A 26,813-nucleotide genomic window follows, 5' to 3' on the forward strand; every position below is an offset into this window, starting at 1 on the left:
CTACCTGAGTCGACCCATTCGTCCCAAGCGCTAGTTCTTGGTCAGCGCGTCGTACGCCGCCTCGTCGCTGTCGCGGAGGAACTGCATGCACCGCTCGGCCTCGTCCTTCTCGCCGATGGCCTGGGCCGCCCTGGCGAGGGAGTAGAGGCAGCGCAGGAAGCCGCGGTTGGGCTCGTGGTCCCAGGGCACGGGCCCATGGCCCTTCCAGCCGCTGCGGCGCAACTGGTCGAGCCCGCGGTGATATCCGGTGCGGGCGAAAGCGTAGGAGGTGACGGCGTGACCCTGCGCGAAGTACTCCTCAGCGAGTGTCGCCCAGGCCGCCGGATAGGCGGGGAAACGGGCCGCGATGTCGGCGGCCTTGACACCGGACTCGAGCGCCTCCCTGGCCTCGGGCAGGTCCGGCAGGTGAGTCGGGGGAGGCCCGGCGAGAAGGTTATCCATAGGACAAGTCATACCCGCCGGGCCCCGAGCGTGGCTAGGAGATCTTCGTCCCAGTGCTCTGGAGGTCGGCGCACGCCTCCACGATGCGGGCGGCCATCCCGGCCTCGGCCGTCTTGCCGTAGGACCGGGGGTCGTAGGCCTTCTTGTTGCCCACGTCACCATCGACCTTGAGCACGCCGTCGTAGTTGCGGAACATGTGGTCCGCGATCGGCCGCGTGAAGGCGTACTGGGTGTCGGTGTCGATGTTCATCTTCACCACGCCGTAGGAGATCGCCTCGCGGATCTCCTCCAGCGTCGACCCGGAACCGCCGTGGAAGACCAGGTCGAACGGCTTGTCCTTGCCGTACTTGGCGCCGACCACCTCCTGGATCTCCTTGAGCACGCCCGGCCGCAGCTTGACGTGGCCCGGCTTGTAGACGCCGTGCACGTTGCCGAACGTCGCGGCCAGCATGTAGCGGCCCTTGTCGCCGAGGCCGACCGCCTCCGCGGTGGCCAGGGCGTCGCCCGGCGTCGTGTAGAGCTTCTCGTTGATCTCGCCGACGACGCCGTCCTCCTCGCCGCCGACGACCCCGATCTCCATCTCCATGATGATCTGGGCGCGGGCGCACTTCTCGACCAGCTCCGCGGCGATCTCGAGGTTCTCCTCCAGAGGTACGGCGGAGCCGTCCCACATGTGCGACTGGAAGAGCGGGTCGAGGCCCTTCGACACCCGCTCCAGCGAGATGTCGATCAGCGGCCGCATGAACCCGTCGAGCTTGTTCTTGGGACAGTGGTCGGTGTGGAGGGCGATCGTCACCGGATATTTGGCGGCCACCACCCTGGCGTACTCGGCCAGAGCCGTCGCGCCGATCACCATGTCCTTGACCGTGGCGCCGGACAGGAACTCGGCTCCACCGGTCGACACCTGGACGATGCCGTCGCTTTCGGCCTCGGCGAAGCCGCGCAGCGCGGCGTTGAGCGTCTGTGAGGAGGTCACGTTGATCGCCGGATAGGCGAATCCGCCGGCCTTGGCCCTGTCGAGCATCTCGGCGTAGACCTCTGGAGTAGCTATCGGCATGACTCATCTCCCTGAAGAGTGCGGGCTTCGCACAGCCCAGTATCTCGGCTCCGCTACCCCAGGCGGTAGTGACGACGCGCCTTGACGCCGGTCGCCGCCCGTATCGGCCTCCGCCGGCCCCGCCTGATCCGGGTAGGCTCAGCCCGTGGACTCGCTCTTGAATCTCCTCGACCCGACATGGTGGCTCACCATCCTCGGCGCCTTCGCGACCGTCGGTGTGCTGGCCATCATCTTCGCCGAGACGGGTCTGTTGCTCGGCTTCTTCCTGCCGGGCGACTCGCTGCTGGTCGCCGCGGGGATCTTCAGCTCCGTGTCGGTGGCTCAGGGGATGGGGATCGAGCCCCTCTCACTTCCGGTGCTGCTGATCGGCACCCCGATCTGCGCGATCGCCGGCGCCCAGCTCGGCCACTGGCTCGGCGCGAGGTTCGGCCGCAGACTCTTCGACAAGCCCGATTCGCGGCTGTTCAAGAGGGAGCACGTCGTCCGGGCGGAGGTGTTCTTCGAGAAGTTCGGGCCGGCCAAGGCCGTGGTGCTCGCCCGGTTCGTGCCGATCGTCCGCACCTTCATGAACCCCGTCGCGGGCGTGCTGGAGATGCCGCCCAAGCGGTTCTTCCTCTGGAACGTCGTCGGGGCCCTGGTGTGGGTCGAGAGCCTGGTCCTGCTCGGCCACTTCCTCGGCAGCAGGGTCGATCCCAAGCAGATCGACAAGTACATCCTGCCGGGTGTCTTCCTCATCGTGCTGATCTCGTTGATCCCCATCTTCGTCGAGTTCGTCAAGGGCCGCCGGATGGCCAAGGCCGTGCCCGTGCCCACCGGCAAGCATCACCGGGTCCGTCCGGGCGCTGACGGCCCGTAGCCAGACCCCGGCCGACCGGCGCGATACCCTCCCTGTGTGGGACGCCACAGGTCAGATCCGATGGGCATCGCCCGCCTCTCGCTCGCCGTCCTGGCGGTCGTCGGCGTGGTCGGGCTGCTGGTCCTCGGCGGTCGTGCGCTGATCACCTCGTTCGACACGCCCCAGGAGTCGCCCGAGGCGCTGCGCGCCACCGCGAGGGCCACGGCGAGCGTGCCGGTGCCGACCGTCCACATCGTGTGCGCGGCCGACACCTGCCCGCTGGTCACGGTCCGGGTGCCGGGCGGCGACGTGCTGCAATACCGCGACATGACGAGGGGCGAAGAGGTCAGCTACTTCGAACCCGAGCTGGACGTGGTCCTCGCCGACGCCTCGTCGGTCCGTGTCACCGAGAACGGCGAGCCGCGCGCTCCGGGACAGCCCGGCAAGCGGGAGGCGTTCACAGTCCGAGGTCGGTGAGCGTGAAGGCGGTGCGGTAGGTCAGCCCCTCCTCGGCGAGGCGCGGGGCCGCCCCGCGCTCGACGATGGTGGCGACGCCCACCACCTCGGCGCCCGCCTCGCGCAGCGCCTCGACGGCCGTCATCACCGAGCCGCCGGTGGTCGAGGTGTCCTCGACCGCGAGCACCCGGCGACCCCGCACGTCGGGCCCCTCGACCCGGCGCTGCAGGCCGTGCTGCTTCTGCTCCTTGCGGACCACGAACGCGTCGAGCGCCTGTCCGCGGGCCGCGGCGGCGTGCAGCATGGCAGCGGCCACCGGGTCGGCGCCGAGCGTCAGACCGCCCACGGCGTCGTAGTCGAGGTCGGCCGTGATGTCCAGCATCACCCTGCCGACCAGGGGCGCGGCCACGCTGTCCAGCGTGATCCGGCGCAGGTCGAGGTAGAAGTCGGCCTCCTGCCCGGAGGAGAGCACCACTCTGCCGTGGACGACGGCCTTCTTGTTGATCTCGGCCAGGAGGTTGTCACGATCCGTCATGCCTTCCAGCCTAGGGGCCTGATCAGGTGAGACTCGCTGCCGCCCGGAGGTAAAGCCCGGCCATCGGTTTAGCCGGTGCGATGGATGCGGAATGATTGCGCGTGGCAACTCTACGTAATGATGAGGTAACGATGAGTGCGCAGTCAGTGCGGAGCGACGCGGATCTGCTCCATGCGGTCAGGGAGGGTGACGCCGCCGCCTACGGAGAGCTCTACCAGCGCCACGTCGTGGCGGCCCGCTCGCTCGCCCGCCAGCTCGTCAGGGGGGAGGCGGAGGTCGAGGACGCGGTGGCCGAGTCGTTCACCAAGATCCTTGACCTGGTCGGCCGCGGCGGCGGGCCGGCGGCGGGGTTCCGCACCTACCTGCTCACGGTGGTGCGGCGCACGGTCTACGACCGCACCCGCATCGAGAGCCGTCAGGTGACGACGGGCGAGATCGAGAGCTTCGACCCGGGCGTGCCGTTCGCCGATCCGGCGGTCGCCGGGCTCGAGAGGTCGCTGATCGCGAGGGCGTTCCAGTCTCTGCCGGAGCGGTGGCGGGCGGTCCTCTGGCACACCGAGGTCGAGAGCGCCAAGGCCGCCGAGGTCGCGCCGCTGCTCGGTCTGTCGCCCAACGGCGTCGCGGCCCTCGCCTGCCGGGCCCGCGAGGGGCTGCGCCAGGCCTACCTCCAGATGCACCTGGCCGTCCCGCCGCGGCCGGTCTGCCGGCCGGTGCTGGGCAAGATGGGGGCCCATGTCCGGGGCAGGCTGGGCAGGCGCGACTCCAGGGTGGTGGCTCAGCACGTGAGCCACTGCCCCGACTGCCGCGCGGTGATGACCGAGCTGTCCGGCGTCGACCAGGGGTTGCGCACGGTCGTCGGCCCCTTGATGCTCGGCGCGGCCTTCACCGGCTACGTCGCGGCCATGACCGGGGGCGTCGCGCGCTCGCGCGGCCGGGCGCGGTGGCCGCCTTCGCGCCGACGCGGCCTGACCCGGTGGCCGCCTTCGCGCCCGCGCGGTCTGACCCGCCGGCCCGTGGCGCTGGCGGGTGGCACGGCCCTGGCCGTCGTCGCTGCCGCCGCGTTACTGCTGGTCTCCGGCGAGCAGGCGGAGGAGCGGCTCGCCCAGCCCATGGCCGCCCTCCAGCCGCCGCCCATCCCCCGGGTGGCGGAGCTCGCGGAGTCCACGCCGGTGCCGCCGCCCGTCTCCGGCCGCGAGCCGGTCAGCTCAGGGCGGCCCCGCCTGCGCGCGGCGGTCGGGCCGCTCGGCGCGCTGGTCCGCGGCCGTCCGGGCCTCGTGGGCGTACGCCTGAGCAACCCGGGCGAGGGGCCGAGCCAGGTGGTCGAGGCCGTGGTCGGCCTGCCCTCGGGCGTCACCCCGGTCCCGGCGGGCAGGCGCGGCGGCGGGGCCGGTCTGCTCCAACCGGTGGGGCCGGCCGACGGCTGGAGGTGCCGGGCCGCGGCCGGGAGCGCCAGGTGTATCAGAGGCCCGCTCGCGGCCGGCCGGTCCACGGCCGTGTTCCTGCGCGTCCAGGTCGCCGCCCTCGCCCCGGCCGGCGCCGGGCCGTCCCTGTCCGTACGGTCAGGTTCGCTGGGCGTCAGTGGGCAGAGCGCCTCGGGCGTGCGGTCCACCGGGGCGCCCGCCAGATTCGCCGCCGACGGCGAGGTGACGGTCCGGGCGGTCGGCAACTCCCTGCTGAGCTGCCCCACCGACCACTACGGCTGCGCGGAGGCCGCCGCCCGGCGCGGCGACCGGCGCGACAACGATCAGTGGCCGATGGTGGCGGTCGATCATGACAGGTCGGCCGCCACCGAGGCCTCCAGCGCCGCCACGCTGCGCCTGCCGAGGGCCGGACGGGTGGCGTGGGCCGGGCTCTACTGGTCGGCGAGCGCCGCGGTCGCCGGACCGATCAAGATCAGGCCGCCGGGGCGCCGGGGCTACGTATCGATCCGGCCCGACGAGGTGCTGGCCCGGGAGCTGCCCTCGGGCCCTGTCTACCAGGCGTTCGCCGACGTCACCGGGCTGGTCGGCGGCGCCGCGAAGGCGGGGGAGTGGTGGGCGGCCGATGTGCCCATGCAGCCGGGGATCGCGCGTTACGCGGGGTGGAGCCTGGTGGTCGTCACGACGGATCCGGCCCAGCCCTACAGCCGCGCCGTCGTGCTCGATCCGGCCGCGGTGGCCGGCGGCGGGCAGCGGCTGGTGCGGATGCCGTTGAGCGGGCTGGGCCGGCCGGCGGCTCCCGCCCGGATCGAGCTGGTGGCCTGGGAGGGTGACGCCGGGCTCGGCGGCGAGGCCGTCTCGGTGGGGTCGGGGCCGCTGGTGCCCGCCGGTGGTGACCGCGATCCGGCCGACGTCTTCGACGGCTCGGCCAATGGTGCGCGGGGGACGGCGTTCGGTGTCGACGTCGACTCCTTCAGCGCCAGACTGGGCCGGGCTCCCGCGCTGACGATCGCCACGACGAAGGACGCGGTCCTGCTGGGGGTCGCCGCCATAAGCGTTCGGATAGACCAGTGACTTTAATCAGGACAAACTGGTACGGTCCACCTAAATGGGCGGGCGTAATGTCAATCGTCGGGATTAACCCTCGCGCGATCACCCCCTTTCATTACTCTGAGAGAGGGCCGCCGAGTCCGGCTCTGACGGTGACAGAGCCAGTGAGGTCGGACCCATCAGGAAAGGGGCGGTGTCAGTGGATCGCTGCGCGCTGTTCGTGGACGCCGGCTATCTGCTGGCTGACGGCGCGATGGCCGTGCATGGGACCCGTCATCGCGAAGCCGTCGCCTGGGACTATCCCGGGCTGCTGCAGTTGATGACCAACCTGTCCCGCGAGCGCACCGGCCTGCCGTTGCTGCGCTGCTACTGGTACGAAGCGACGGTCGAGGCCCGCCGCACTCCCGAGCACGACGCGCTGGCCGATATCCCCGGCCTCAAGCTGCGGCTCTCCCGCATCCGGCCCGGCCGCCGCGAGGGCGTCGACGCCCAGGTCCACCGCGACCTGATGACCCTGGCGCGCAACAACGCCATCTGCGACGCGGTCGTGGTGAGCGGCGACGAGGACCTCACCCAGGTCGTCTGCGACGCGCAGGACCTCGGCATCCGGGTGACCGTCGTGCACGTCGCCGCTGAGGGCGGCTGGGCGGTCTCGCGCGCGCTGCGGCAGGAGGGCGACGACCTCATCGAGCTGGGCAGCGCCCACCTGCGCCCCTACGTCAACCTGGTGACCGGTGTCACCGAGGTGTCCAACGGCCACCACCACCAGCCGCTCGGCAACGGCCATGCCGCCCACTCGCTGCCGCCGGCCTCCACGCCGCAGCAGAGCACCGGCAGCCACGCCCTGCCTCCCGCGTCGGGCTCGGCGACCCAGAGCAGGCCCTCCACCAACGGTTCGTCGTCCGACCGCGGCCAGGGGGCCCAGCCGCCCGCGTTGCCCACCTACACCAGCTACCAGATGGACATCCCGTCGTCGCAGCCCGCTCCGTCCCCGGCGACCGGCCCCCTCCCGCAGCAGCCGCCGTCACAGCCGCAGGCGCAGTCACCGACCACCGGGCAGTTCGCCTCGCCGCCGTCCGGCGGCAGTTACCAGCAGTCGCAGCTCGGCGCCTACACCGGCCCGCAGGCCGCGCCGGTCCCGCCGCCCTCCGCCGCCACCGCCGGGGCCACCACACTGGCCGACGCCGTCAAGGCCGCCCACCGCGAGGGGCACGACTTCGGCGATTCGGTGGCCCGCGACGCCCCGGCCCTCTGGCTGGAGGCGGTGCTCGCCCGCAAGCCCCGCATGCCGTCAGACCTGGAGGCCCGGCTGCTGCAGGGCTCGTCGCTGCCGATCGACTTCCTGCTGCACGACGAGGTCCGCCACGCGCTGCGCCGCGGCTTCTGGGACGCCCTCGAACGCGCCCGCCAGTAAGCGGTCACCAACGCAGCAGCGCGGCCACTCCATCGTGGTCGGCCAGGTCGGCCGCGGCCTCGCGCTGCAGGATCGTGACCTCAGCGCTGCTCTCCAGGGCGCGCTCGATCATCCGCTCGCCGAGATCCGGCTCGTCCACGGCCTCGACGCCGGGCGGCACCTGCCCGGCGGGATAGAGCCGGCCGTCCGGGCCGCGGCCGCCCCGCCACACGCCCATCTCGTCGAGCAGCAAGCAGTCGACCCGGCCCTCGTTCAGCAGCGACAGGGTCTGGCCGAGCCCGAGCGAGCCGCGCCCGCCGGCGAGCGCGGCGTCCTTGGCGCGCTGGATCAGCGAGACGTCCCTGCGGACCCGTACGTGGGCGAGGGCGTCGGAGATGTACGCGACCACCTCGGGCGCCGTCAGCCCGTCGATGATCTTGTCGATCTGGACCACCTCCAGCGGGTGCAGCGCCTCGGCGAGCTTCGCGGTCACCTTCGCGTCGCCGACCAGGAGCACGTCGGTCCAGTGCAGGCCGATGACCCTGCCGCTGATCTCGGGGGCGACGGAGTGCAGGTAGCGGGTCAGGTTCTCCTCGACGCGGCGCTGGAACTTGTCGACCTGCATCGACGCCTGCTGGGAGGTGTTGGCGGCGCCCGGGCCGCGCATCCTTCGCCAGTCGTCGGTGTCCAGGGCGAAGGTGGACTCGTAGACGTCCTCGGCCTGGCCGTACCTGTAGTCGATCAGGCGTACGCCGTCGCGTGAGACCACCGCGACGCAGGCGGGGGCGCTGGTGGCCATGGCGCTGACCATGGGGCGTACGTACGCGGTCGACTCGAACACCGCGCTGGTGCCGACCGGCACCTGCAGCGTGGTGCGGTGGACCTCGTCGGTGCACACGGGCGCGAACAGTGCCCGGCCGAGTCCCGACTGGGAGGGATCGACGAGCTGCTCGATGTCCGGCTCCAGCCCTTGGAGGTGCTCCAGCACGGTGGCGCGCCGCATCCGGTCCGGCCAGCCGGACACCTGCTCGCGCAGGGACTCCAGCTCGTTGCGCAGCAGGATCTCCCAGCCGGGCTTGACCGAGGCCTCCAGGCGAGGATCGGCGGTCACGTACAGCGACACGACGCCAACCTCGTCCTTCATCGCCACGAGCTCCCGCAGGAAGGCATGATCGCGTATCACGATGTTCTCCTCTGTCGTCGGGCCACTACGACTCTAGAGAACCGGAAATACCCCAAATCGCCCTCTTAATGGACAGATGCCCCAGTTTTACCTCCAAGGGCGTCGCGTCAGGAGAGGGCGTCGAACCCCGCGCGCAGGGCGGCCAGCCGTTCGTACAGCTCGGAGAGCGGGATCGACAGCGCCGGATCGGGCGACTTGCGCGCCAGCTCCCGCACGCGGTCCAGCTCCTCCTCGACCGCGGCCAGCCGCCTCGACAGCTCGGGGAGCACCGACGCCTGATCGCCCGCGCCGGGCGGCAGCTCGCCGGTCAGCCGGTCGCGCAGCAGCGCGGCCTGCTCGGTCAGCCGCCTGTTCATGGTGTAGAGCTCGGTGAACACCGACACCTTCGCTCGCAGCACCCATGGATCGAACGGCTTGGTCAGGTAGTCGACGGCGCCCGCCGCGTAGCCGCGGAAGGCGTAGTCGGGAGCGCTGTCGACCACGGTCAGGAAGATGATCGGGATGTTCTTGGTCCGCTCGCGCCGCTTGATATGCGCGGCCGTCTCGAACCCGTCCATGCCCGGCATCCGCACGTCGAGCAAGATGAGCGCGAACTCCGTGTTGAGCAGTGCCTTGAGCGCCTCCTCACCGGACCTGGCGCGTACCGGCACCAGGTCGAGCGAGCTGAGGATCGCCTCAAGAGCGATCAGGTTCTCCTCACGGTCGTCGACCAGAAGGATCTTGGCTCGGTCCGGCATTGATCACGCCCCTTCGGCTGAATCCGTCGTGGACACCCGCCCACGGCTGAGCCAGCCACGCAGACGTTCGAGCAGACGGTCCACATCGACCGGCTTGGGCACGTAGTCGGACGCGCCCGAGGCGATGCTCTTCTCACGATCGCCCCGCATGACCTTAGCGGTCAACGCGATGATCGGCAGATCGGCGAACTGGGGCATCCGGCGGATGGCCGAGGTCGTGGCCCAGCCGTCCATCTCCGGCATCATGATGTCCATCAGCACCAACGCGACGTCCTCGTTGCGTTCGAGCTGCTCGATGCCCTCACGGCCGTTCTCGGCGTAGACGACCGTCGCGCCGTGCCGTTCGAGCACGCTGGTCAGCGCGAACACGTTGCGGATGTCGTCGTCGACGATCAGGATCTTCGCGCCGTTGAGCGGGTCGTCTCCCTGCCACTGGGTGGCGGCCTCGGAGGAGGACTCGCCGAGCTCGGGCAGGTCCAGGTCGAGCGGCGGCTCGGGCGAGGGCTGCTCGACCGGCACGGCCATCAGCTGCCTGCGGGCCGCGCCGCCGTCGCTCGCGGCCAGCGGACCGGTGTAACTGGCCGGCAGGTAGAGGGTGAACGTGCTGCCCTTGCCCAGCTCGCTCTCGACGTGGATCTCGCCGCCCAGCAACCGGGCGATCTCGCGGCAGATGGACAGGCCCAGCCCGGTGCCGCCGTACTTGCGGCTGGTGGTGCCGTCGGCCTGCCGGAACGCCTCGAAGATGACCTCACGTTTGTCCGGTGCGATGCCGATGCCGGTGTCGATGACCTGGAAGGCCAGCAGGTCATGGGCGTCGTGCAGGGTCTCGTCGTCGAAGGCGACCCCGCGCGGAGCGGGGACGACGCGCAGCCTGACCTCGCCCTTCGGGGTGAACTTCACCGCGTTGGAGAGCAGGTTGCGCAGCACCTGCTGCAGACGTTGCTCGTCGGCCAGCAGCTCCAGGGGCACGGCGCTGTCGACGTCGACGGTGAACGCCAGGCCCTTGTCGGCGGCCAGTGGCGCGAACGCCGCCTCCACGAGGTCGACCAGCTTGGGCAGCGACACCTGGATCGGGTGGATGTCCATCCGGCCGGCCTCGACCTTGGACAGGTCGAGCATGTCGTTGATCAGCTGGAGCAGCGCCGAACCCGCGCTGTGGATCGTCCGGGCGAACTCGACCTGCTGCGAGGTCAGGTTGCCCTCGGCGTTCTCCGTCAGCAGCTTGGCCAGCACCAACAGGCTGTTGAGCGGCGTGCGCAGCTCGTGGGACATGTTGGCGAGGAACTCGTTCTTGTAGCGGGAGGAGACGGCGAGCTGCTCGGCGCGCTCCTCCAGGGTGCGGCGGGCCTGCTCGATCTGGAAGTTCTGGATCTCGATCGCGCGGTTCTGCTTGGCCAGCAGCGCCGCCTTGTCCTCCAGCTCGGCGTTGGACCTGCGCAGCTCCTCCTGCTGGCGTTGCAGCTCGTCGGAGCGTTCCTGTAGCTCGCGGGTCAGGCGCTGCGACTCGGTCAGCAGGTCCTCGGTGCGCGAGTTGGCGATGATGGTGTTCATGGTGACGCCGATGGTCTCGACGAGCTGCGTCAGGAAGTCGAGGTGCACCTCACCGAACGGCGTGAAGGAGGCCAGCTCCAGCACGCCGAGCACCCGGTGCTCGAACAGGATCGGCAGCACCACGATCTGCGCCGGCGTCGACTGGCTGAGACCGCTGTCGATGGTGATGAACTTCGGCGGCACGTCGTCGAGGACGATGTGACGGCCCTCGGCCGCGGCCTGCCCGACGATGCCCTCGCCCACCGCGAAGCGCTGACGCGGCCCCCGGTCGGGGCGCACTCCGTAGCCGCCGATCAGCAGCAGCTCGTGGTCACCCTCGGGGTCGACGCCGTAGAAGGCGCCATAGCGGGCCGACACCAGGGGCGTCAGCTCGCTCATCGTCAGCTTGGCCACCTCGAACAGGTCGCGGTGGCCCTGCATGAGCCGGGAGATGCGGGCCAGGTTGGACTTGAGCCAGTCCTGCTCCTGGTTGGCCTGGGTGGTCTCGCGGAGGTTGGCCACCATCGAGTTGATGTTGTCCTTCAGCTCCGCCAGCTCGCCCTGCGCCTCGACGGCGATCGAGCGGGTCAGGTCGCCGCGCGCCACGCCGCTGGTCACGGTGGCGATGGCGCGCACCTGGGTGGTGAGGTTGCCGGCCAGCTCGTTGACGCTCTCGGTGAGCCGCTTCCAGGTGCCCTCGACGCCCTCGACCCGGGCCTGGCCGCCGAGCCGGCCCTCGGAGCCCACCTCGCGGGCGACCCGGGTGACCTCGGAGGCGAACGAGGACAGCTGGTCGACCATCCGGTTGATGGTGGTCTTGAGCGCCAGGATCTCGCCCTGCGCGTCGACGTCGATCTTGCGGGTGAGGTCGCCGTTGGCGACCGCCGTGGTCACCTCGGCGATGTTGCGCACCTGGTACGTCAGGTTGTTGGCCATGAAGTTGACGTTGTCGGTGAGGTCCTTCCAGACGCCCGACACGCCCTGCACCCGGGCCTGGCCGCCGAGCTGGCCCTGCGTGCCGACCTCGCGGGCGACTCGGGTGACCTCGTCGGCGAAGGACGACAGCTGGTCGACCATCGTGTTGAGGGTGTCCTTCAGCTGGAGGATCTCGCCCTGCGCGTCGACGGTGATCTTCTTGGACAGGTTACCCTGGGCCACCGCGGAGGAGACGGCCGCGATCTGGCGCACCTGGCTGGTCAGGTTGTTGGCCATCGAGTTGACGTTGTCGGTGAGGTCCTTCCAGACCCCGGACACGCCGCGTACCTGTGCCTGGCCGCCGAGCTGGCCCTCGGTGCCCACCTCGCGGGCGACGCGGGTCACCTCGGAGGCGAACGACGACAGCTGCTCGACCATCGTGTTCATCGTCGACTTGAGCTCCAGGATCTCGCCCTGGGCGTCGACGTCGATCTTGCGGGTGAGGTCGCCGTTGGCGACGGCCGTGGTCACCTGGGCGATGTTGCGCACCTGGTAGGTGAGGTTGGCGGCCATCGAGTTGACGTTGTCGGTGAGGTCCTTCCAGACGCCCGACACGCCCTTGACCTCGGCGCGCCCGCCCAGCTTGCCCTCGGTGCCGACCTCGCGGGCGACTCGGGTGACCTCGTCGGCGAAGGACGACAGCTGGTCGACCATCGTGTTGAGGGTGTCCTTCAGCTGGAGGATCTCGCCCTGCGCGTCGACGGTGATCTTCTTGGACAGGTTGCCCTGGGCCACGGCGGTCGCCACGGTCGCGATGCTGCGCACCTGCGAGGTCAGGTTGTTGGCCATGAAGTTGACGTTGTCGGTGAGGTCCTTCCAGACGCCCGACACCCCGGTCACCTGCGCCTGGCCGCCCAGCTGGCCCTCGGTGCCCACCTCGCGGGCGACTCGGGTGACCTCCTCGGCGAACGCGGACAGCTGGTCGACCATCGTGTTGACGGTGTTCTTCAGCTCGAACATCTCGCCCACGGCGTCGACGGTGACCTTGCGGCTCAGGTCGCCCTTGGCCACGGCGGTGGTCACCACGGCGATGTCACGCACCTGCGCCGCCACGCGCGAGGACATCGTGTTGACCGCCTCGGTGAGGTCGCGCCAGCTGCCCGACATGCCGCGCACGTTGGCCCCGCCGCCCAGCCGGCCCTCGGTGCCGGCCTCGCGCGCCACCCTGGTCACCTCGGAGTTGAACAGGGCGAGCTGGTCGACCATGCCGTTGATGGCCTTGCCGAGCCGGCGCACCTCGCCCCGGGCCGAGCGGTCGAGGTCGATGCGCCGCGACAGGTCGCCCTTGGCCACGGCGTCGATCACGTCGGCGGCGCCGCTCACCGGGCTCACCAGCGCGTCGATCAGGATGTTGACCGACTCGACGCTCTCGGCCCAGGCGCCCACGCCCGGCCCCGGCGTCAGCCGCTCACCGAACCTGCCCTCCTTGACGACTTCCTTGCGGACCCGTACCAGCTCGTTGGCCAGGTGCTCGCGGCGGTCCGCCACCTCGTTGAGCAGCAGTCGTACCTCGCTGAGGATGCCCGGTCGCGCATGGGGGACCCGGCGCCGGAAATCGCCGTCACGCCAGGAGAAAAGGGTCTCGAGGATCGGGACGAGATCTGACTCGGTGTAGGTCCTCTCCTCGGAACCCGGCGCGGTCTTGGCCGATGTCATGGCCCCTCCTTCAACTCGCGGGGTACCGCCGTGAGTGCTTGAAGTCTGTCACGTTGTGTAGCTCTCAGTCCTGCCCTTGGATTTACCCCAAGTCAACGGGAAGTGTGGTAGGCACGGTTGGATGACTGCTCCTCCTCACGCGGTGCTCGCCGCGACGTTCGCGCCCGGTGAGACCGCTGTGCCGGCTGCGATCAGGTTCACGCGCGAGGTGATGACCGCGTGGGCCGTCGGCGGCATGCTCCACATCGCCGAGCAGGTGGCGGGCGATCTTACGGAACAGGTGATATACGAGCCGTTCGAGGTCATCTGGAAGCATTTCGGCGGTGCCATACAGGTGGAGCTGCGACAGCGGAACACCTCGCACGGCGATCCGAAAGCTCCTTCTGTAGGCGTGGAGGAGTGGGGGATCACCTATTCGGGCGACTCCCGTGTCCATTGGGCAAGACTCACGCTACCTGGCTCCGTGGACAGCGTCGTCTCAGAATGGCAGGAGGAGACCTCCAGGGGCCCCCACTGGCTGGGGTTCCTCGCCGACGCGAGCGACCTGCTCGCCGGCACCCTCAACCCCGACATGGTGCCCGCGATCATCGCCCAGATCGTGGTGCCCCGGCTGGCCAACTGGTGCGCCGTCTACACCGCCGACACCGTGTCCGGCCCGCTCCGCCTGGCCTATCTCTGGCACGCCGACGAGGCCAGGATCGACGGCCTGCGCCACGAGCTGGCCGAGGTCGACGTGAGCCCGGCCGACCACCAGGTCACGTCCTCCATGCACCTGAGTGACTCGCAGGTGCTCGCGGTGCCGCTGATCGCCCGTGGCCGCGGCCTCGGCCTGATGTGCCTGGGCAGATCCGACCGCTTCGGCGACGACGTCATCCAGTTCGCCGAGGACATCGCCCGGCGGGCCGCGCTCGCCATGGACAACGCCCGGCTCTACGCGCAGCAGGCCGCCGCCAACCGGGCGCTCCAGCGCAGTCTCCTGCCGCCGAACGAGCCCGAGGTGCCCGGCCTCGACTACGGCGTCGTCTACGACCCCGCCGGCGAGGCCAACGAGGTCGGCGGCGACTTCTACGACCTGTTCAAGGCGAGCGACGACTCGTGGCGGTTCGCGATCGGCGACGTGTGCGGCACCGGCCCCGAGGCCGCCGCCGTGACCGGCCTCGCCCGCCACACCCTGCGCCTGCTCGCCCGAGAGGGGTACGGCGTCGCCGCCGTGCTCGGCCGGCTCAACCAGGCGATCCTGGAAGAGGGCGAGCGGGCCAGGTTCCTGACCCTGCTGCACGGCGACATCACGCCGGTGGAGACCGGCCTGGAGCTGCGGCTGGTGTCGGCGGGCCATCCCGAGGCGCTGCGCCTGAAGCCGAGCGGCGTGGTCGAGGCGGTCACCACCCCGCAGTCGCTGCTCGGCGTCTTCCCCGAGGTGGTGTTCGAGTCGGACACGGTCCACCTCGACCACGGCGACGTGCTGCTCGCGGTCACCGACGGGGTGACCGAGCGGCGTTCGGGCAGCCGGTTGCTCGACGACGACGGCGGGCTGGCCAAGTTGCTCGCCGAGTGTGTGGGGCTGTCGGCCCGGGCGGTCGCCGAGCGCATTCGCCGGGGGGTGGCCGACTACGCCCCCGAACCCAGCGCCGACGACCTGGCGATCGTGGTGCTTCGCGCCCGCTGACCGCCGCCTGCTGACCGCCGCCTGCTGACCGACGCCCGTCCACTGGTCGCCGCTGGCCGTCGTCGACGGTGGGTCAGGGCGGGGAGGGTCAGGGGGCGTCGACGTGCTTGCGGGCGAACTCAAGCTGCAGGGTGATCTGCGCGATCCGCTCGGCGACGACCAGGGAGCCGCGCACCGCGTCGTAGGTGTAGACCTCGTGCTCGAGGCCGTACTCGGCCAGCTGGGCGACGTACTTCTCGATCTGGCGCAGCGGGCAGCGGGTGTCGTTCTCGCCGGCCAGGATCAGCACGGGGCTCTGCACCTGGTGAACGTAGGTGATCGGGGAGCTGGCGGCGTAGCGCTCGGGCTGCTCGTCGGGCGAGCCGCCGAGCAGCGCCCGGTGGTAGGCGCGCAGGCTCTCGGCCTCGTCCTCGTAGGAGGTCTGGTGGCAGGCGATGGGCACGGCCGCGATGCCCGCGGCCCACAGCTCGGGCTGGGTGCCGAGGCCGAGCAGCGTGAGGTAGCCACCCCAGGCCGTGCCGGACAGCACGATGCGGTCGGGGTCGGCGATGCCCCGCTCGACCACCCAGTCGCGTACGGCGGCGACGTCCGCGAGCTCGATGTGCCCGACCTCGCCGTGCAGCGCGTCGCGCCAGGCCGAGCCGTAGCCGGTGGAGCCGCGGTAGTTGACGCGCACCACCGCGAAACCGGCGTCGACCCAGGCCGCGACCTCGGGAGAGAAGGCATCACGGTCGTGCGCGGTCGGGCCGCCGTGCAGCAGGAAGACGGTGGGGAACGGCGCCGAGCCGGACTCGGGCCGCGAGACCAGCGCGTGGATGAGCCCACCCGGGCCCGGCACGTCGAGGTCTTCGACGGGAACACTGGGTGGCGCGGCCGGGCCACCGGCGTTGAGCACGACCTGGCCGTTGCTCGACCGGATGACCGGCGGGCGGGACGCGCTCGACCAGGAGTATTCGACGTGGCCGCTGGGGCGCGGCGCGGCCTCCTCGATCACGCCGTGTGGGGTCTCGATCAGGGTCAGCCCGCCGCCCCCGAGGTCGTAGCGGTGGAGGTAGCTGCGGGCGCGGTCGTCGCGCACCAGCATCAGGCCGCGGCCGTCGTGGTACCAGTCGGCCGCCAGGTCGCCGGAGTCGCGCAGCCAGATCTCGCGCTGCTCGCCGGTCACCGGGTCCCACACCAGGGGCTCCTGGCGGCGGCGGCGTTCGTGCAGGACGAGCAGCCGGCGGTCGCCGGTCACGGGCGCGAACCTGAGGCCGATCACGCCGCGCTCGGGGCCGTCGTAGAGCTCGCCGACGGGCTCGCCGAACTGGCTGACGACCCGCAGGGCCGGGTGGCGGAAGTCGCCGTACTCGCCGTGGTTGATGGCGATCAGCCGGCCGTCGAGGGACATGTCGGCCACCCAGGCCGCCTCGGCGTGCTCGTAGAGCAGGCGCGACGTCTCACCGGCGCGCGCCACATGGATGCGGAACGTGCCCTCGCTGGCGAGGCTGATCGCCGCGGCGCCGTTGACGGACAGCGCGATGCCGCCCGGCTGGCCGGGCGGCAGGTCGGGGGCGACGAGCTCGTCAGGGCCGCCGTTGAACGGTTGTCGCCACCACTCGCCGAACTCGTCGCCCTCGGTGTCGGCGAACCAGTAGATCCACTGGCCGGTGGGGTCGATGGTGGCGTGGGCGGTGCCCTTGGCCCGGTCGGTGACCTGGCGGGTGGCGCCGGTGGTGCGGTCCCAGGCGTAGACCTCCCACGTGCCGCTGGTGTTGGAGCGGTAGATGGAACGGTTGGGGGCCTGGCGTGCCCAGAGCGGCAGCGTCATGCGCGACGCTCGGAACCTGGCTTGCCAGCGTTCCTCGGCCTTCATTCGGCGCGCTCCCTCCCTCTGGATCCCCGCCGCCGGGCGTGGGTTGTCGTCCAGTATTGCGCCTGATTCGCGGAAATACTTGGGGAATGTGGGGGAATTTCCGGCCAAATGCCCCATCAGTAACATCAGTCCCACATGTCCGTCAAGGAACAGCGCTTGATCGTGGCGATGCCTCAAAGATAGACAGGTGGAACGCGGCACGCACCACCACTTTTTTGCGATTTTTCGTGGCCCGTCGGGAGAAATATCCCGAGATTTGCTTCTCCAGTTCGGATGCTTCAGTGTGCCACGCACTCGGCCCCATCCTCACGACCTCGACGATGTCGTCATGAGACAGATGGAGATCGAACGCGATGGTCCGCCGCTCGGCCTCGACGAACCCGTCCAGGCTGCGGGCCACCCGCCGTTCCTTCTCCTCGTCGACCGAGAGCAGGCCCAGCTCACGCACCAGCGGGCTCAGATGGGACGGGGCCGGCGTGACGACGGCCACCACGCCTCCGGGCCGCAGGACGCGCCGGAACTCGGGGCCGTTCCTGGGCGCGAACACGTTCAACACCACGTCGGCCACTCCGCTCCGGATCGGCAGCGGACGCCACACGTCGGCCACGAACGCCCCCACCCGGGGATGCGCCCGCGCCGCCCGCCGGACGGCGTGCTTGGACACGTCGAACGCCACCCCCACGCCGTCGCCGATCGCCTCCAGCACGGTCGCCAGGTAGTGTCCGGTGCCCGCTCCCGCGTCGACGACCACCGGCGCGTGACCAGCCCGCATCGCCACGCTCTCGGCCAGCGCCTCGGTGAGCGGCGCGTAGTGCCCGGCCCCCAGAAACCCGGCCCGCGCGGCCACCATCTCGGCGCTGTCGGCCGTGCCCGGCGCCCGCGACCCGACGAGCAGACTCACGTATCCCTGCCTGGCGATGTCGAAGGCGTGGCCGTCCGCGCAGCGCAGCGCACCGCGCTCGATCACGAGGTCGCCCTGGCAGACGGGGCAGGCGAGCAGGTCGACGATGTCAGCGAGCATGACCCCATTCTCCCGCCGGGCGATCGGCCGGACACCGATCAGCACAGCTCAGGGAAGGCAGGGAAAGGGCGTCAGACCGCGGCGGCGTACAGGAAGTGAGCATTCGTCGGCGTCTCGCGGAGCTTGTCGACCAGGAGTTGCATCCCCTGCCGTCGATCCAGCGAGCCGAGCATGCGGCGCAGCCGCCACACCACCCGCTGCTCCTCGGCGGGCAGCAGGATCTCCTCGCGCCGGGTGCCCGACGCGTCGAGGTCCACGGCCGGGAACAGCCGGCGTTCGGCCAGATCCCGCACCAGGTGCAGCTCCATGTTGCCGGTGCCCTTGAACTCCTCGTACAGGAGGTCGTCCAGCCGCGACCCGGTGTCCACCAGCGCGGTCGCCAGGATGGTGAGGGAGCCGCCGCCGAGCACGTTGCGGGCGGCGCCGAAGAAACGCTTGGGCGGGTAGAGCGCGGTCGCGTCCAGACCGCCGCTGAGCACCCGGCCGCCGCCCTTCGCCAGGTTGTTGTACGCCCGGCCGAGCCGCGTCAGCGAGTCGAGCAGCAGCACCACGTCCCTGCCGTCCTCGACCAGCCGCCTGGCGCGGTCGATGGCCAGCTCGGCGATGGCGGCGTGGTCACGGTCGGGGTGGTCGAAGGTGGAGGAGAAGACCTCGCCCTGGATCGACCCGCGCATCTCGGTGACCTCCTCGGGCCGTTCGCCGACGAGCAGGACCATGAGGTGGACCTCGGGGTGGTTGCGGGCGACGGCGGCGGCCAGTGCCTGCAGGACCATGGTCTTGCCGGCCTTGGGCGGGGCCACGATGAGCCCGCGCTGGCCCTTGCCGATCGGCGCGAACAGGTCGATGACCCGGGTGCTCAGCGACTCGGTCTCGATGCGCAGCCGCTCGGTCGGGTGGACGGGGACCAGGTCGGCGAAGTGCGGCCGTTCTCGCCGGTCGGTGGAGCCGTTGACCGAATGGACCTTGACCAGCTTGCCGCCGGCGACGTCGGCGACGACGTGGTCACCGGGGCGCAGGCCGAGCTGTCCGGCCTGTTCGGGTCGCACGCGGACGTCCCCGGGACCGGGAAGGTGCCCCGCGCGGATGAAAGCGTCCTTGTCCCGCAGGTCGAGCAGGCCGCTGACCTGGCGTACGGGAGTTGCGGCGCGCTGTCGGGGGATGGTGTTGACAGACATGATGAGGCCCCTCTCAAGGGCAGGCCGAAAGTCGGCCGAGGTGAAAAGCGAGCCGGCCCTCATCGAAAGGGGCGGGCCGCGGGGGGATCCGGCGGAGCTTGAGCTCAACGCCGGTGGCAACGTATCACACGTCCCGACGACTGGAACGCCTAGCCCTGATGGACTATTCCCGGGCCGTTCTCGTGTCTTCGCCCGCGAAATGGCTCCCGCCGCCGGGACAATCTTCTCCTGGAAACACCGTCGTATTACCCATGACCGGTGTGCTGAACGGCATGGAAGGCCCATCAACGCAGCGGCATCCTGTCAAGCGTGATGCAGGGCTTCTGCAATCCGAAGAGGCTTTCCTAGAAGCAATCACCCAAGGGGGATCTCATGAAGACCACCAGCTGCTGCCCGCGGTGCCACCACGAGCTCGACGAAGGCCCGATCATCTACCGGTGCGCCAACTGCCGCCGCGCCGTCTACGCCGCGGATGTCGAGAACGAGTACATTCCGCGCCAGCCGGTCGCCGCCTAGTCTGGACGAATGCCGCACCAACCCCGCATCATCGCAGGCGTCGAAGTGACGCCGCTCTGCGACGCCATCGGCCCGATGGGCGAGACGATCCGCCGCCCGCTGGCCGAGATGTTCCCCGGAGCGGCCCTCCGGGAAGAGCCGTGGATCCTCCACTTCCACTGCTACCTGCTGAAAGATCAGGCAGGCCGCCTCACGCTCGTGGACACCGGCATCGGCCCGGCCGACTCACCGGCGTCCAGTTGGGCGCCGGTGCCGGGCACCCTGCCCGGTGAGCTGGCCGCCGCGGGCGTCACGCCCGCCGACGTCGACACCGTGATCCTCACCCACCTGCACAGCGACCACGCCAGCGGAGCGGTCGCCGACGGCCGGCCGCTGTTCGAGAACGCCCGCTACGTCCTCCAGCAGGCGGAGTTCGACGCGGCCGAGGGCGCGATGCTCGACCAGATCATCATCCCGATCAAGGACCGGCTGCACGTGGTCGACGGCCAGGCCGAGGTCTCTCCCGGCGTTCACGTGCACCTGGCGGCGGGCCACACCCCGGGTCACCAGATCGCCAGGGTCGGCGAGCTGGCCATCACGGGCGACCTGGTGCTGCACCCCGCGCAGCTCGCCGATCCGAGCGTCCGCTACCTCTACGACGACGACCAGGAGTGGGCCGCGGCCACCCGCGCCGAGGTGCTCGACGCGTTGCGCGCCGAGCGTGCCGTGCTCGCGACGGCCCACCTCAGCGACCCGTTCGTACAGCTCTGACGACAGGGCGCTGACGGCCGTCAACGGCCGCTGAGCGCCGGCTGCTCGGCGAGCAGCGCCGACGGCAGGGCGACCACCGCGGTCAGCCCTCCGTACGGCGACGGGCCGAGCGTCACCCTGATGTCGTGCCGGGCGGCCAGCCGGCCCACCACGAACAGGCCGAGCTGGTCGCTCTGGGCCAGGTCGAACTCCGGCATCTCCGACAGGCGTTCGTTCAGCTCGTCGAGTTCGGTCCGGGTCAGCCCGAGCCCGCGGTCCTCGATCTCGATCGTGAGGCCGTGCGGGGTGGTCGAGGTCCGCAGGTCCACCCGGGTCTTCGGCGGCGAGAACAGCGTGGCGTTCTCGATCAGCTCGGCCATCAGGTGGGCGACGTCGGTGACGGCGTTGCCCACGAGCGCCACCGGCGGCGGCTGCAGCACCTCGACGCGTTGATACTCCTCGACCTCGGCAACGGCCGAGCGGAGCACGTCGACGATCGGCACCGGGTTGCGCCATCCGCGCCCCGGAGCCTGGTCCGACAGGATGATGAGGCTCTCGGCGTGCCTGCGCATGCGGGTGGTGAGATGGTCGAGCTTGAACAGGTCCGCGAGCATCTCGGGCTGCTCGGTGTCGCGCTCCATGCCGTCGAGCTGCAGCAACTGACGGTGCAGCAGCGTCTGGTTGCGCCTGGCCAGGTTGACGAAGACCTTGCTCACCCCGTGCCGGAGCCGGGCCTGGCCCACCGCGGCCTCCACGGCCGTGGCCTGGACGTTGTTGAAGGCGCGGACGATGTCCTGGATCTCGGCGGTGTCGGTCCTGACCTCCAGCGGCGTGACCTCCTCGGGCAGCGGCCCGCCGCCTGCCTTGCGCAGCCGCTTGACCAGCCCGGCCAGCCGCACCTCGGCCAGCTCGGTCGCGGCGTCGCGGAGCCCGGCGAGCTCGTCGCCGAGGCGGCGGCGGAAGCGGAGCGACACCAGCACGGAGGCGATCACCGCGAGCAGGCCGGCGCCGCCCGCGACGCCGATCTTGACCAGCACGCTGTTCGCGGCGGGGGTCACGCGCTGGAAGATGCCGTGCGCGGCCTCCGACTGGTTGCGCTCGACCGCCGCCCACAGGTTGGCGCCGTCGATGGGCCAGGTGGCGGCCTCGACGGGCAGCCCTTTCAGCGTGGCCTGCCCTCTCATGGCGTCCTCCGCCCGGAGGAACTCCTGGTAGGCGGCCGAGGAGACGAGCCGTTCGTACGGCCCGCGCAGCCCGGAGTCGAGCTGCGAGAGCGCCTGCGCGTAGAGGAGGCGCCTGGTGGCGACCATCCCGGTGAACGCCTCGCGCTCCGCCTCGGTCACCCTGCCCCTGGCCAGCACCACGGTGATCAGCGCCCGCTCCCTGGACAGGATGTCCTTGGCCTCGCCCATCATGGTGACGGCCCTGGCCTGCCGGTAGAGCGCGGTGTCGGGCACCAGGACCATGGCGTCGTACATGCGGAACGTCGCGTCCACGATCTGGCTGTAGCCGTCGATCACGTCGAGCGGCTCGGGGCCCGGGGCGTCGACCTTGCGGCGGGTGTCGGCGAGTTGGCCGAGCTTGCCGTACAGGGCGGTGAGCTGGGTGGTCATCTGCGGGGAGAGGTCGCGCTGCTCCTCGGCCCGCTGCCGGAAGTCGGCGATGGTCCGGTCGGTCAGCGCGCGCTGGGTGGTCAGGCGTTCGGTGCCCTGACCGCTGGTCAGGAAGTCCACCGAGGCCAGTCGCTCGCTCTGCAGCTGGATGTTGATCTGCTCGGCGGGAGTGGCCAGGTTGGTGACGAGTTCGTTGGTCTGCAGGAGGCGCAGCCCGTCGACCCCGGTCAGGCCGGCCGCGAACGCCCACAGGCCCACCAGTGACATCAGCGGGACGAGCAGCAGGACGAGCAGCTTCAGCGCGATGGGGCGGCCACGGGTGGGGGGCATGCGACCTCCAGGTACAGGATGAGATCGCCTCGCAGAGTACACCCCTCTTTGGCCGGATTTCCGGGCTCTGGCGCGAGGGCCCGTCGCCCTCGCGCCAGTGAGCTACGGCCTCGTGACGTCGGCTACGGCCTCGTGTCGTCGAAGGAGCCGCGCGCGACGAGCTTGTCGCCGGAGGCGTGCCGCGGCTCGGGAACGGGCTCCGGCTCGGGAGCCGGCGCCGGCTGGGTGGCCGGCTGGGTGGCCGGCTGAGTGTCGGCGCGCTCGCGCTCCAGCTTCCGCTCCAGGTCGCGCTTCTCGTTCTCCAGCTTGGCCAGCCGGCTCGACTCCTCGGCCCTGGCGCTGCGGATCCGGCGGCGGCGCCTGGCCGACCGGCGAGAGCCGGAGCCGAGCAGCCACAGGCCCGCCAGCAGGACCGCGGCGGTGGCGGCACCCGCGAGGAACATCTCGACGTGGTCAGGCTGGAACGTGTAACCGAACAGGACGTATTTGGCACTCTCCTCGGTGGCGACCATGTAGACGGCGCCGCCGGCGAGCAGGACCAGAACCAGACCTAGTAAGACCATCCAACTCACCCCTTGTCATCTGAGCGAGTCACCACCTGCCCTCAGGAGGGCGTGGTATGCCGCGAACGCTCGTCGATGAGCGTGACCAGCCGCTCCAGCGGCATGGAGCCGGGCGGCGACTGTTCGCGCGCGAACCGGTTGGCCTCGGCCTGCAGCACCTCGTTGACCGGGGTGGCGATGCCGTACTCGCGGCCGAGCAGGACGATCTCACCGTTGAGGTAGTCGGCCTCGATCGAGCCGCTGGACCTGGCCAGGCTCTGCCACGACGAGCCGCCGCTCCGTTCGACGCCCTCGATCGGCAGCACATCGACCTGGCGGCCGCGGAGCTCCCGCTCCTCGCTGGTGGTCGAGTAGGGGATGCCGGCCTCCTCGAGCACGGCGGCGCCCTCGGCCCGTACGCGTTCGTACAGGGAGTCGATGCCCGGCGCCTGCTCGCAGAGCGCTTCGACGGCGTTGGCCAGGTTGCCGAGCAGCTTGCCGTACTTCCAGCGCATGACGTCGGGCGTGGCCAGCGCGACGAAGCCGCTCTTGGCCAGGTCGGCGGCCAACTGCTGGGCAAGGTCGTCCACACCCTGTGGATAACGTCCGACGTGCAGCATGCCCGAGTGGGGATGCCCGTGGGCGGCCACCGTGCCGGGCTCCAGGTGGAGGGCGGGCAGCCACACGCACATGCCGTAGACCCGCTCGAACCTGCGCAGCACGACGCGTTCGTTCTCGACACCGTTCTGGGCGCACACGACCGGCAGGTGGCGGGGCCACGGGTCGAGGGCGGCGATCGTGTCCTGTGACTTGGTCGCCAGGATCAGCACGTCGCCGTCACGCGGTGGGACGGGAGCGTCGGTGACGGGGATGGTCAGCGTCTCGGCGGAGCCGGGGGTGAACAGGCGCAGCCCGTCGCTCTTCAGCGCCTCGTAGTGGGCGCCGCGAGCGACCAGCAGCACCTCGTGCCCGCCCTGGAAGAGACGGGCACCGATGGTGCCCCCGACCGCTCCGGCTCCGATCACGATGTAACGCATGATCCGAGGATGTCATCCCCTACTTCGCGAGTGCCACCTGGGCCTGCGGGACGGTCGCGCCGCGGAACCGCTCCCGCATGATCGTCTTGAGCACCCGCCAGCCGTCGCGTACGGCGTGCAGGTTGCTCTCGCCGTGGATCCGGCTGCGCTCGTGGCTGGGCACCTCGGCGATGACCAGCCCGGCCTGGGCGGCACGGACGTTCATCAGCGTCTCGATCTCGAATCCGTCGCAGTCGAGCGCCATGGCGTCGAGGTGGCGGGCCCAGAAGGCGTTGTAGCCGTAGCACAGGTCGGTGTAGCGGGTGCCGTACAGCAGGTTGGTCAGGCCGGTCAGCAGCTTGTTGCCGAGCGAGCGCACCGGGCTGATGTCGTCGGAGCCGCCACCAGGGGCGTAGCGCGAGCCCTTGGCGAAATCGGCGCCGTCGACCAGCGCGGAGACGAAGGAGAAGATCTCCCGGCCGTCGGTCGAGCCGTCGGCGTCGATCATCACGATGATGTCGCCGTTGGCCGCCGCGAAGCCCTCGATCAGCGCGTTGCCCTTGCCGCGCCCGCTCTGCGCGACGACCCGGAGACCGGGACGCAGCCTGCGGGCCACGGCGACGGTGTCGTCGCTGGAGTTTCCGTCGACGAGGACGACCTCGTCGATCCAGTGGGGGAGAGTCGCGAACACGTGCGGCAGATTGTCCGCCTCGTTCATCGCGGGAACGACAACGGTGACACTGGGGGCGAACTGCTGCTTGGTCATGCCAAGAAGATGAGCCAGGTCACATGCAAGCGGCTTTACGCCGCCTTGCATCGATCATGGGCCATGCGCTCCACCAGGAGGTGGTAATCGTCCTGTGACCTGCACAGGTGGAACTCCCGGCACCGGGACCGTGGCGCCGGGACCCCTGTCAACCGCCTGCCAGCTTTCGCACCCGGTCGGCGCCCACGGCCAGCAGCAGCGTCGGAAGCCGCGGCCCGGTGTCGCGGCCCACCAGCAGCCGGTAGAGCAGCGCGAAGAACTCCCGCTGCGCCACCTTGACCTCGGGCGTGGGCTTCGCGTCGGGCGGCAGCCCCGCCCGCACCTTCGGCACGCCGTAGACCAGCGTGGTCAGCCCGTCGAGTGACCAGTGCTCGTCCAGGCCGTCGAGCAGCAGCCGAAGCGAGTCGCGGTCGTCCTGCCCGAGCGAGCCCAGCAGCTCCTCGTCCGGCGACTCGCGCACGCGGGTGCGCTGGTCGGCGGCCAGTTGGGTGTCGACCCAGCGCTGGGCGCGGTCGAGCCTCGGCCGCGCCGCGTCCAGCGCGGTGATCGCGTCGAGGTCGCCGAGGATCCGCAGGGTCTGCTCGGCGTCACCGGTCGTGATGTCGACGATCGAGGCCAGCGTGCGGTAGGGCACCGCCCGGGGAGTGACCGGCAGCGGCCCCTCGGCGGTGCGGACGGCCCGGTCGTAGGCGGCCCGGTCGGCCGGCAGGGCGCTCCCACCGGCGACCTTGCGGCCGAGGGCGTCCCACTCGTCGTACAGCCGCTGGATCTCCTGGTCGAAGGCGACCTTGAAGGACTGGGACGGCTTGCGCCGCGCGTACAGCCAGCGCAGCACCGGAGCTTCCATGATCTCCAGCGCGTCGGCCGGGATCGGCACGTCGCCCTTGGAACTGCTCATCTTGGACATGCCGGTGATGCCGACGAAGGCGTACATCGGGCCGATCGGCTGCTCGCCGCCGAACACCTCGCCCACGATCTGCTCGCCGACGATCCAGGCCGAGCCGGGCGAGTGGTGGTCGACCCCCGACGGCTCGAACACCACGCCCTCGTACGCCCAGCGCATCGGCCAGTCGACCTTCCACACCAGCTTGCCGCGGTCGTGCTCGGCCAGCCGCACGGTCTCGCCGAACCCGCACACGCAGGTGTAGGCCAGCTCGGTGGTGTCGTCGTCGTAGGCGGTGACCGTGGTGAGGTCGCGTTCGCAGAGCTCGCAGTAGGGCTTGTAGGGGAAGTAGGCGTCGACCTGCTTGGTGCGGTAGCGCGCCAGGACCTCGTCGATCCGCCGGCGCTCGCGCATGGCGAGCAGGATCTGCTCGCGGTAGGCGCCCGAGGTGTATTGCTCGGTCTGGCTGATCGCCCGGTATTCGACGCCCAGCTCGGCCAGCGCGGCGGTCATCGGTGCCTTGAAGTGCTCGGCCCAGCTCGCGTGGGAGCTGCCCGGAGGCGCGGGCACGGAGGTCAGCGGCTTGCCGATGTGCTCCTCCCACGACGGGTCGACGCCCGCGGGGACGCGGCGGAAGCGGTCGTAGTCGTCCCACGACAGCAGGTGCACGCAGTCGAGGCCGCGCCTGCGGATCTCGTCGGCGACCAGGTGAGGGGTCATCACCTCACGAAGGTTGCCCAGGTGGATCGGCCCGGACGGGCTCAGCCCGGAGGCGCAGACGATGGGTTCGCCCGGCGCGCGCCGCTCCGCCTCGGAGATCACCTCGTCGGCGAACTTGGAAACCCAGTCGCTCTCCGTACTGTCAGCTGCGCTCATCGCGCCATTGTCGCGGCTCCCCGGTGTTCAGGCCAACGCGACCGATCGGCCCCACCCTCTGATCGTCTCGACGAAGCGGACGGTCGGACACGGTGCGTGATGACCGCCATACTTTCCGCATGCGTGCCCCCAAACGTGAACGTCCGCTCCTCCGTGCGCCGCAACCGCCGCCGACCGGAGTCTCCCTTGCCGATCTGGCAATGCGGGTCTCCTATGTGGGCAGTGGCGAGCACAAGTCCTATCCGTCCTTCGCCGGGCAACCTCGTCTGCGAGCTTCGGCAGACGTGGGCGCGGATCGAGATCAGCGTCGGTGCCGAGTATGTGACGCTGCTGGAGGACCTGGAGTCGGGTAGTTCGAGGCGGTCGATCTACTGTCCTCTCTATCCGCTGGCCGAGTGGGCCGCGTACAACTGGTGGTCTCTACGGCTGACGCGAGGCTGGCGCGGCATCCCGATTTCAGCGTGATCTGGCGTGGAACCCCGGGCGTTCACGCCCGGGAGGAAACGACAGCGCGGGAGGGCCGCCAAGGCCCGAGCGGTGCGGTGACCGGTAGGCCGTG

Annotated in this window: 22 protein-coding genes; 8 read left to right on the forward strand and 14 right to left on the reverse strand. The window is 70.6% G+C overall.

Going from position 1 to position 26,813, the window contains the following annotated elements:
• Window positions 1-30: 30 nt before the first annotated feature.
• Together IEY82_RS31580 and fbaA are read right to left on the reverse strand one after the other, a co-directional pair.
• Entirely contained in the window at window positions 31-441 is a 411-nt protein-coding gene (locus IEY82_RS31580; protein WP_225262863.1) for a DUF3151 domain-containing protein, read from the reverse strand.
• Between the two features lie 34 nt (window positions 442-475).
• Window positions 476-1,498 carry a class II fructose-bisphosphate aldolase gene (gene fbaA, locus IEY82_RS31585; protein WP_189127924.1) on the reverse strand — a complete coding sequence of 341 codons (1,023 nt, stop codon included), beginning with the start codon at window positions 1,496-1,498 and terminating at the stop codon, window positions 476-478.
• Window positions 1,499-1,643: 145 nt separating this feature from the next.
• Between fbaA and IEY82_RS31590 the strand changes: the two genes are divergently transcribed.
• On the forward strand, window positions 1,644-2,354 hold the full coding sequence (locus IEY82_RS31590; RefSeq protein WP_225262862.1) for a DedA family protein: 711 nt from the start codon (window positions 1,644-1,646) through the stop codon (window positions 2,352-2,354).
• 36 nt (window positions 2,355-2,390) lie between these two features.
• A complete protein-coding gene (locus IEY82_RS31595) occupies window positions 2,391-2,810 on the forward strand; it encodes a hypothetical protein (protein ID WP_189127925.1) in 420 nt (139 codons plus the stop codon).
• Here IEY82_RS31595 and pyrE read toward each other — a convergent pair.
• Complete coding sequence (pyrE, locus tag IEY82_RS31600; protein WP_189127926.1) at window positions 2,791-3,324, reverse strand: orotate phosphoribosyltransferase; 534 nt, start codon at window positions 3,322-3,324, stop codon at window positions 2,791-2,793. The genes IEY82_RS31595 and pyrE overlap by 20 nt on opposite strands.
• Window positions 3,325-3,455: 131 nt before the next feature.
• On the opposite strand from pyrE, the gene IEY82_RS31605 reads away from it, so the two are divergent.
• Window positions 3,456-5,816 carry a sigma-70 family RNA polymerase sigma factor gene (locus IEY82_RS31605; RefSeq protein ID WP_189127927.1) on the forward strand — a complete coding sequence of 787 codons (2,361 nt, stop codon included), beginning with the start codon at window positions 3,456-3,458 and terminating at the stop codon, window positions 5,814-5,816.
• Window positions 5,817-5,991: 175 nt separating this feature from the next.
• Window positions 5,992-7,206, forward strand: coding sequence for an NYN domain-containing protein (locus tag IEY82_RS31610; protein WP_189127947.1), 1,215 nt, complete (start codon window positions 5,992-5,994; stop codon window positions 7,204-7,206).
• Between the two features lie 4 nt (window positions 7,207-7,210).
• Here IEY82_RS31610 and IEY82_RS31615 read toward each other — a convergent pair whose 3' ends face one another.
• From IEY82_RS31615 to IEY82_RS31625, 3 genes are all read right to left on the reverse strand, one after another.
• Window positions 7,211-8,368: a VLRF1 family aeRF1-type release factor gene (locus IEY82_RS31615; RefSeq protein WP_189127928.1), complete on the reverse strand. Its 1,158-nt coding sequence runs from the start codon at window positions 8,366-8,368 to the stop codon at window positions 7,211-7,213.
• Between the two features lie 107 nt (window positions 8,369-8,475).
• Window positions 8,476-9,105, reverse strand: a complete 630-nt coding sequence (locus IEY82_RS31620; protein WP_189127929.1) for a response regulator — start codon at window positions 9,103-9,105, stop codon at window positions 8,476-8,478.
• 3 nt (window positions 9,106-9,108) lie between these two features.
• Entirely contained in the window at window positions 9,109-13,266 is a 4,158-nt protein-coding gene (locus tag IEY82_RS31625; RefSeq protein WP_189127930.1) for a HAMP domain-containing protein, read from the reverse strand.
• Between the two features lie 121 nt (window positions 13,267-13,387).
• On the opposite strand from IEY82_RS31625, the gene IEY82_RS31630 reads away from it, so the two are divergent.
• Window positions 13,388-14,932: a PP2C family protein-serine/threonine phosphatase gene (locus tag IEY82_RS31630; RefSeq protein WP_225262861.1), complete on the forward strand. Its 1,545-nt coding sequence runs from the start codon at window positions 13,388-13,390 to the stop codon at window positions 14,930-14,932.
• 88 nt (window positions 14,933-15,020) lie between these two features.
• Here IEY82_RS31630 and IEY82_RS31635 read toward each other — a convergent pair whose 3' ends face one another.
• The 3 genes from IEY82_RS31635 to rho all read right to left on the reverse strand — a co-directional run bounded on the left by IEY82_RS31635 (window position 15,021) and on the right by rho (window position 18,983).
• On the reverse strand, window positions 15,021-16,787 hold the full coding sequence (locus IEY82_RS31635) for a S9 family peptidase (RefSeq protein WP_189127931.1): 1,767 nt from the start codon (window positions 16,785-16,787) through the stop codon (window positions 15,021-15,023).
• Window positions 16,788-16,929: 142 nt separating this feature from the next.
• Window positions 16,930-17,808, reverse strand: a complete 879-nt coding sequence (locus tag IEY82_RS31640; protein ID WP_189127932.1) for a putative RNA methyltransferase — start codon at window positions 17,806-17,808, stop codon at window positions 16,930-16,932.
• A gap of 71 nt (window positions 17,809-17,879) precedes the next feature.
• A complete protein-coding gene (rho, locus tag IEY82_RS31645; RefSeq protein ID WP_308015966.1) occupies window positions 17,880-18,983 on the reverse strand; it encodes a transcription termination factor Rho in 1,104 nt (367 codons plus the stop codon).
• 372 nt (window positions 18,984-19,355) lie between these two features.
• Between rho and IEY82_RS31650 the strand changes: the two genes are divergently transcribed.
• Together IEY82_RS31650 and IEY82_RS31655 are read left to right on the forward strand one after the other, a co-directional pair.
• Complete coding sequence (locus IEY82_RS31650) at window positions 19,356-19,499, forward strand: hypothetical protein (RefSeq protein ID WP_189127933.1); 144 nt, start codon at window positions 19,356-19,358, stop codon at window positions 19,497-19,499.
• 9 nt (window positions 19,500-19,508) lie between these two features.
• Window positions 19,509-20,249, forward strand: a complete 741-nt coding sequence (locus IEY82_RS31655) for an MBL fold metallo-hydrolase (RefSeq protein WP_225262860.1) — start codon at window positions 19,509-19,511, stop codon at window positions 20,247-20,249.
• Between the two features lie 20 nt (window positions 20,250-20,269).
• Here IEY82_RS31655 and IEY82_RS31660 read toward each other — a convergent pair whose 3' ends face one another.
• The 5 genes from IEY82_RS31660 to lysS form a co-directional block, all read right to left on the reverse strand.
• Window positions 20,270-22,171 (reverse strand): sensor histidine kinase, encoded by a 1,902-nt coding sequence (locus IEY82_RS31660; protein ID WP_189127934.1) that lies wholly within the window; start codon window positions 22,169-22,171, stop codon window positions 20,270-20,272.
• 122 nt (window positions 22,172-22,293) lie between these two features.
• A complete protein-coding gene (locus IEY82_RS31665) occupies window positions 22,294-22,734 on the reverse strand; it encodes a hypothetical protein (RefSeq protein ID WP_189127935.1) in 441 nt (146 codons plus the stop codon).
• Window positions 22,735-22,775: 41 nt separating this feature from the next.
• Window positions 22,776-23,750 carry a ketopantoate reductase family protein gene (locus IEY82_RS31670; RefSeq protein WP_189127936.1) on the reverse strand — a complete coding sequence of 325 codons (975 nt, stop codon included), beginning with the start codon at window positions 23,748-23,750 and terminating at the stop codon, window positions 22,776-22,778.
• 19 nt (window positions 23,751-23,769) lie between these two features.
• The gene (locus IEY82_RS31675; protein WP_189127937.1) at window positions 23,770-24,495 is read right to left on the reverse strand and encodes a glycosyltransferase family 2 protein; all 726 of its coding nucleotides are present in this window, start codon (window positions 24,493-24,495) and stop codon (window positions 23,770-23,772) included.
• Between the two features lie 148 nt (window positions 24,496-24,643).
• Entirely contained in the window at window positions 24,644-26,254 is a 1,611-nt protein-coding gene (gene lysS, locus IEY82_RS31680) for a lysine--tRNA ligase (RefSeq protein WP_189127938.1), read from the reverse strand.
• A gap of 222 nt (window positions 26,255-26,476) precedes the next feature.
• Between lysS and IEY82_RS31685 the strand changes: the two genes are divergently transcribed.
• Window positions 26,477-26,719 (forward strand): hypothetical protein, encoded by a 243-nt coding sequence (locus tag IEY82_RS31685; RefSeq protein ID WP_189127939.1) that lies wholly within the window; start codon window positions 26,477-26,479, stop codon window positions 26,717-26,719.
• The last annotated feature ends 94 nt before the right edge of the window (window positions 26,720-26,813 follow it).

It is taken from the genome of Nonomuraea cavernae, assembly GCF_014646355.1.
GTDB classification, from domain to species: domain Bacteria; phylum Actinomycetota; class Actinomycetes; order Streptosporangiales; family Streptosporangiaceae; genus Nonomuraea; species Nonomuraea cavernae.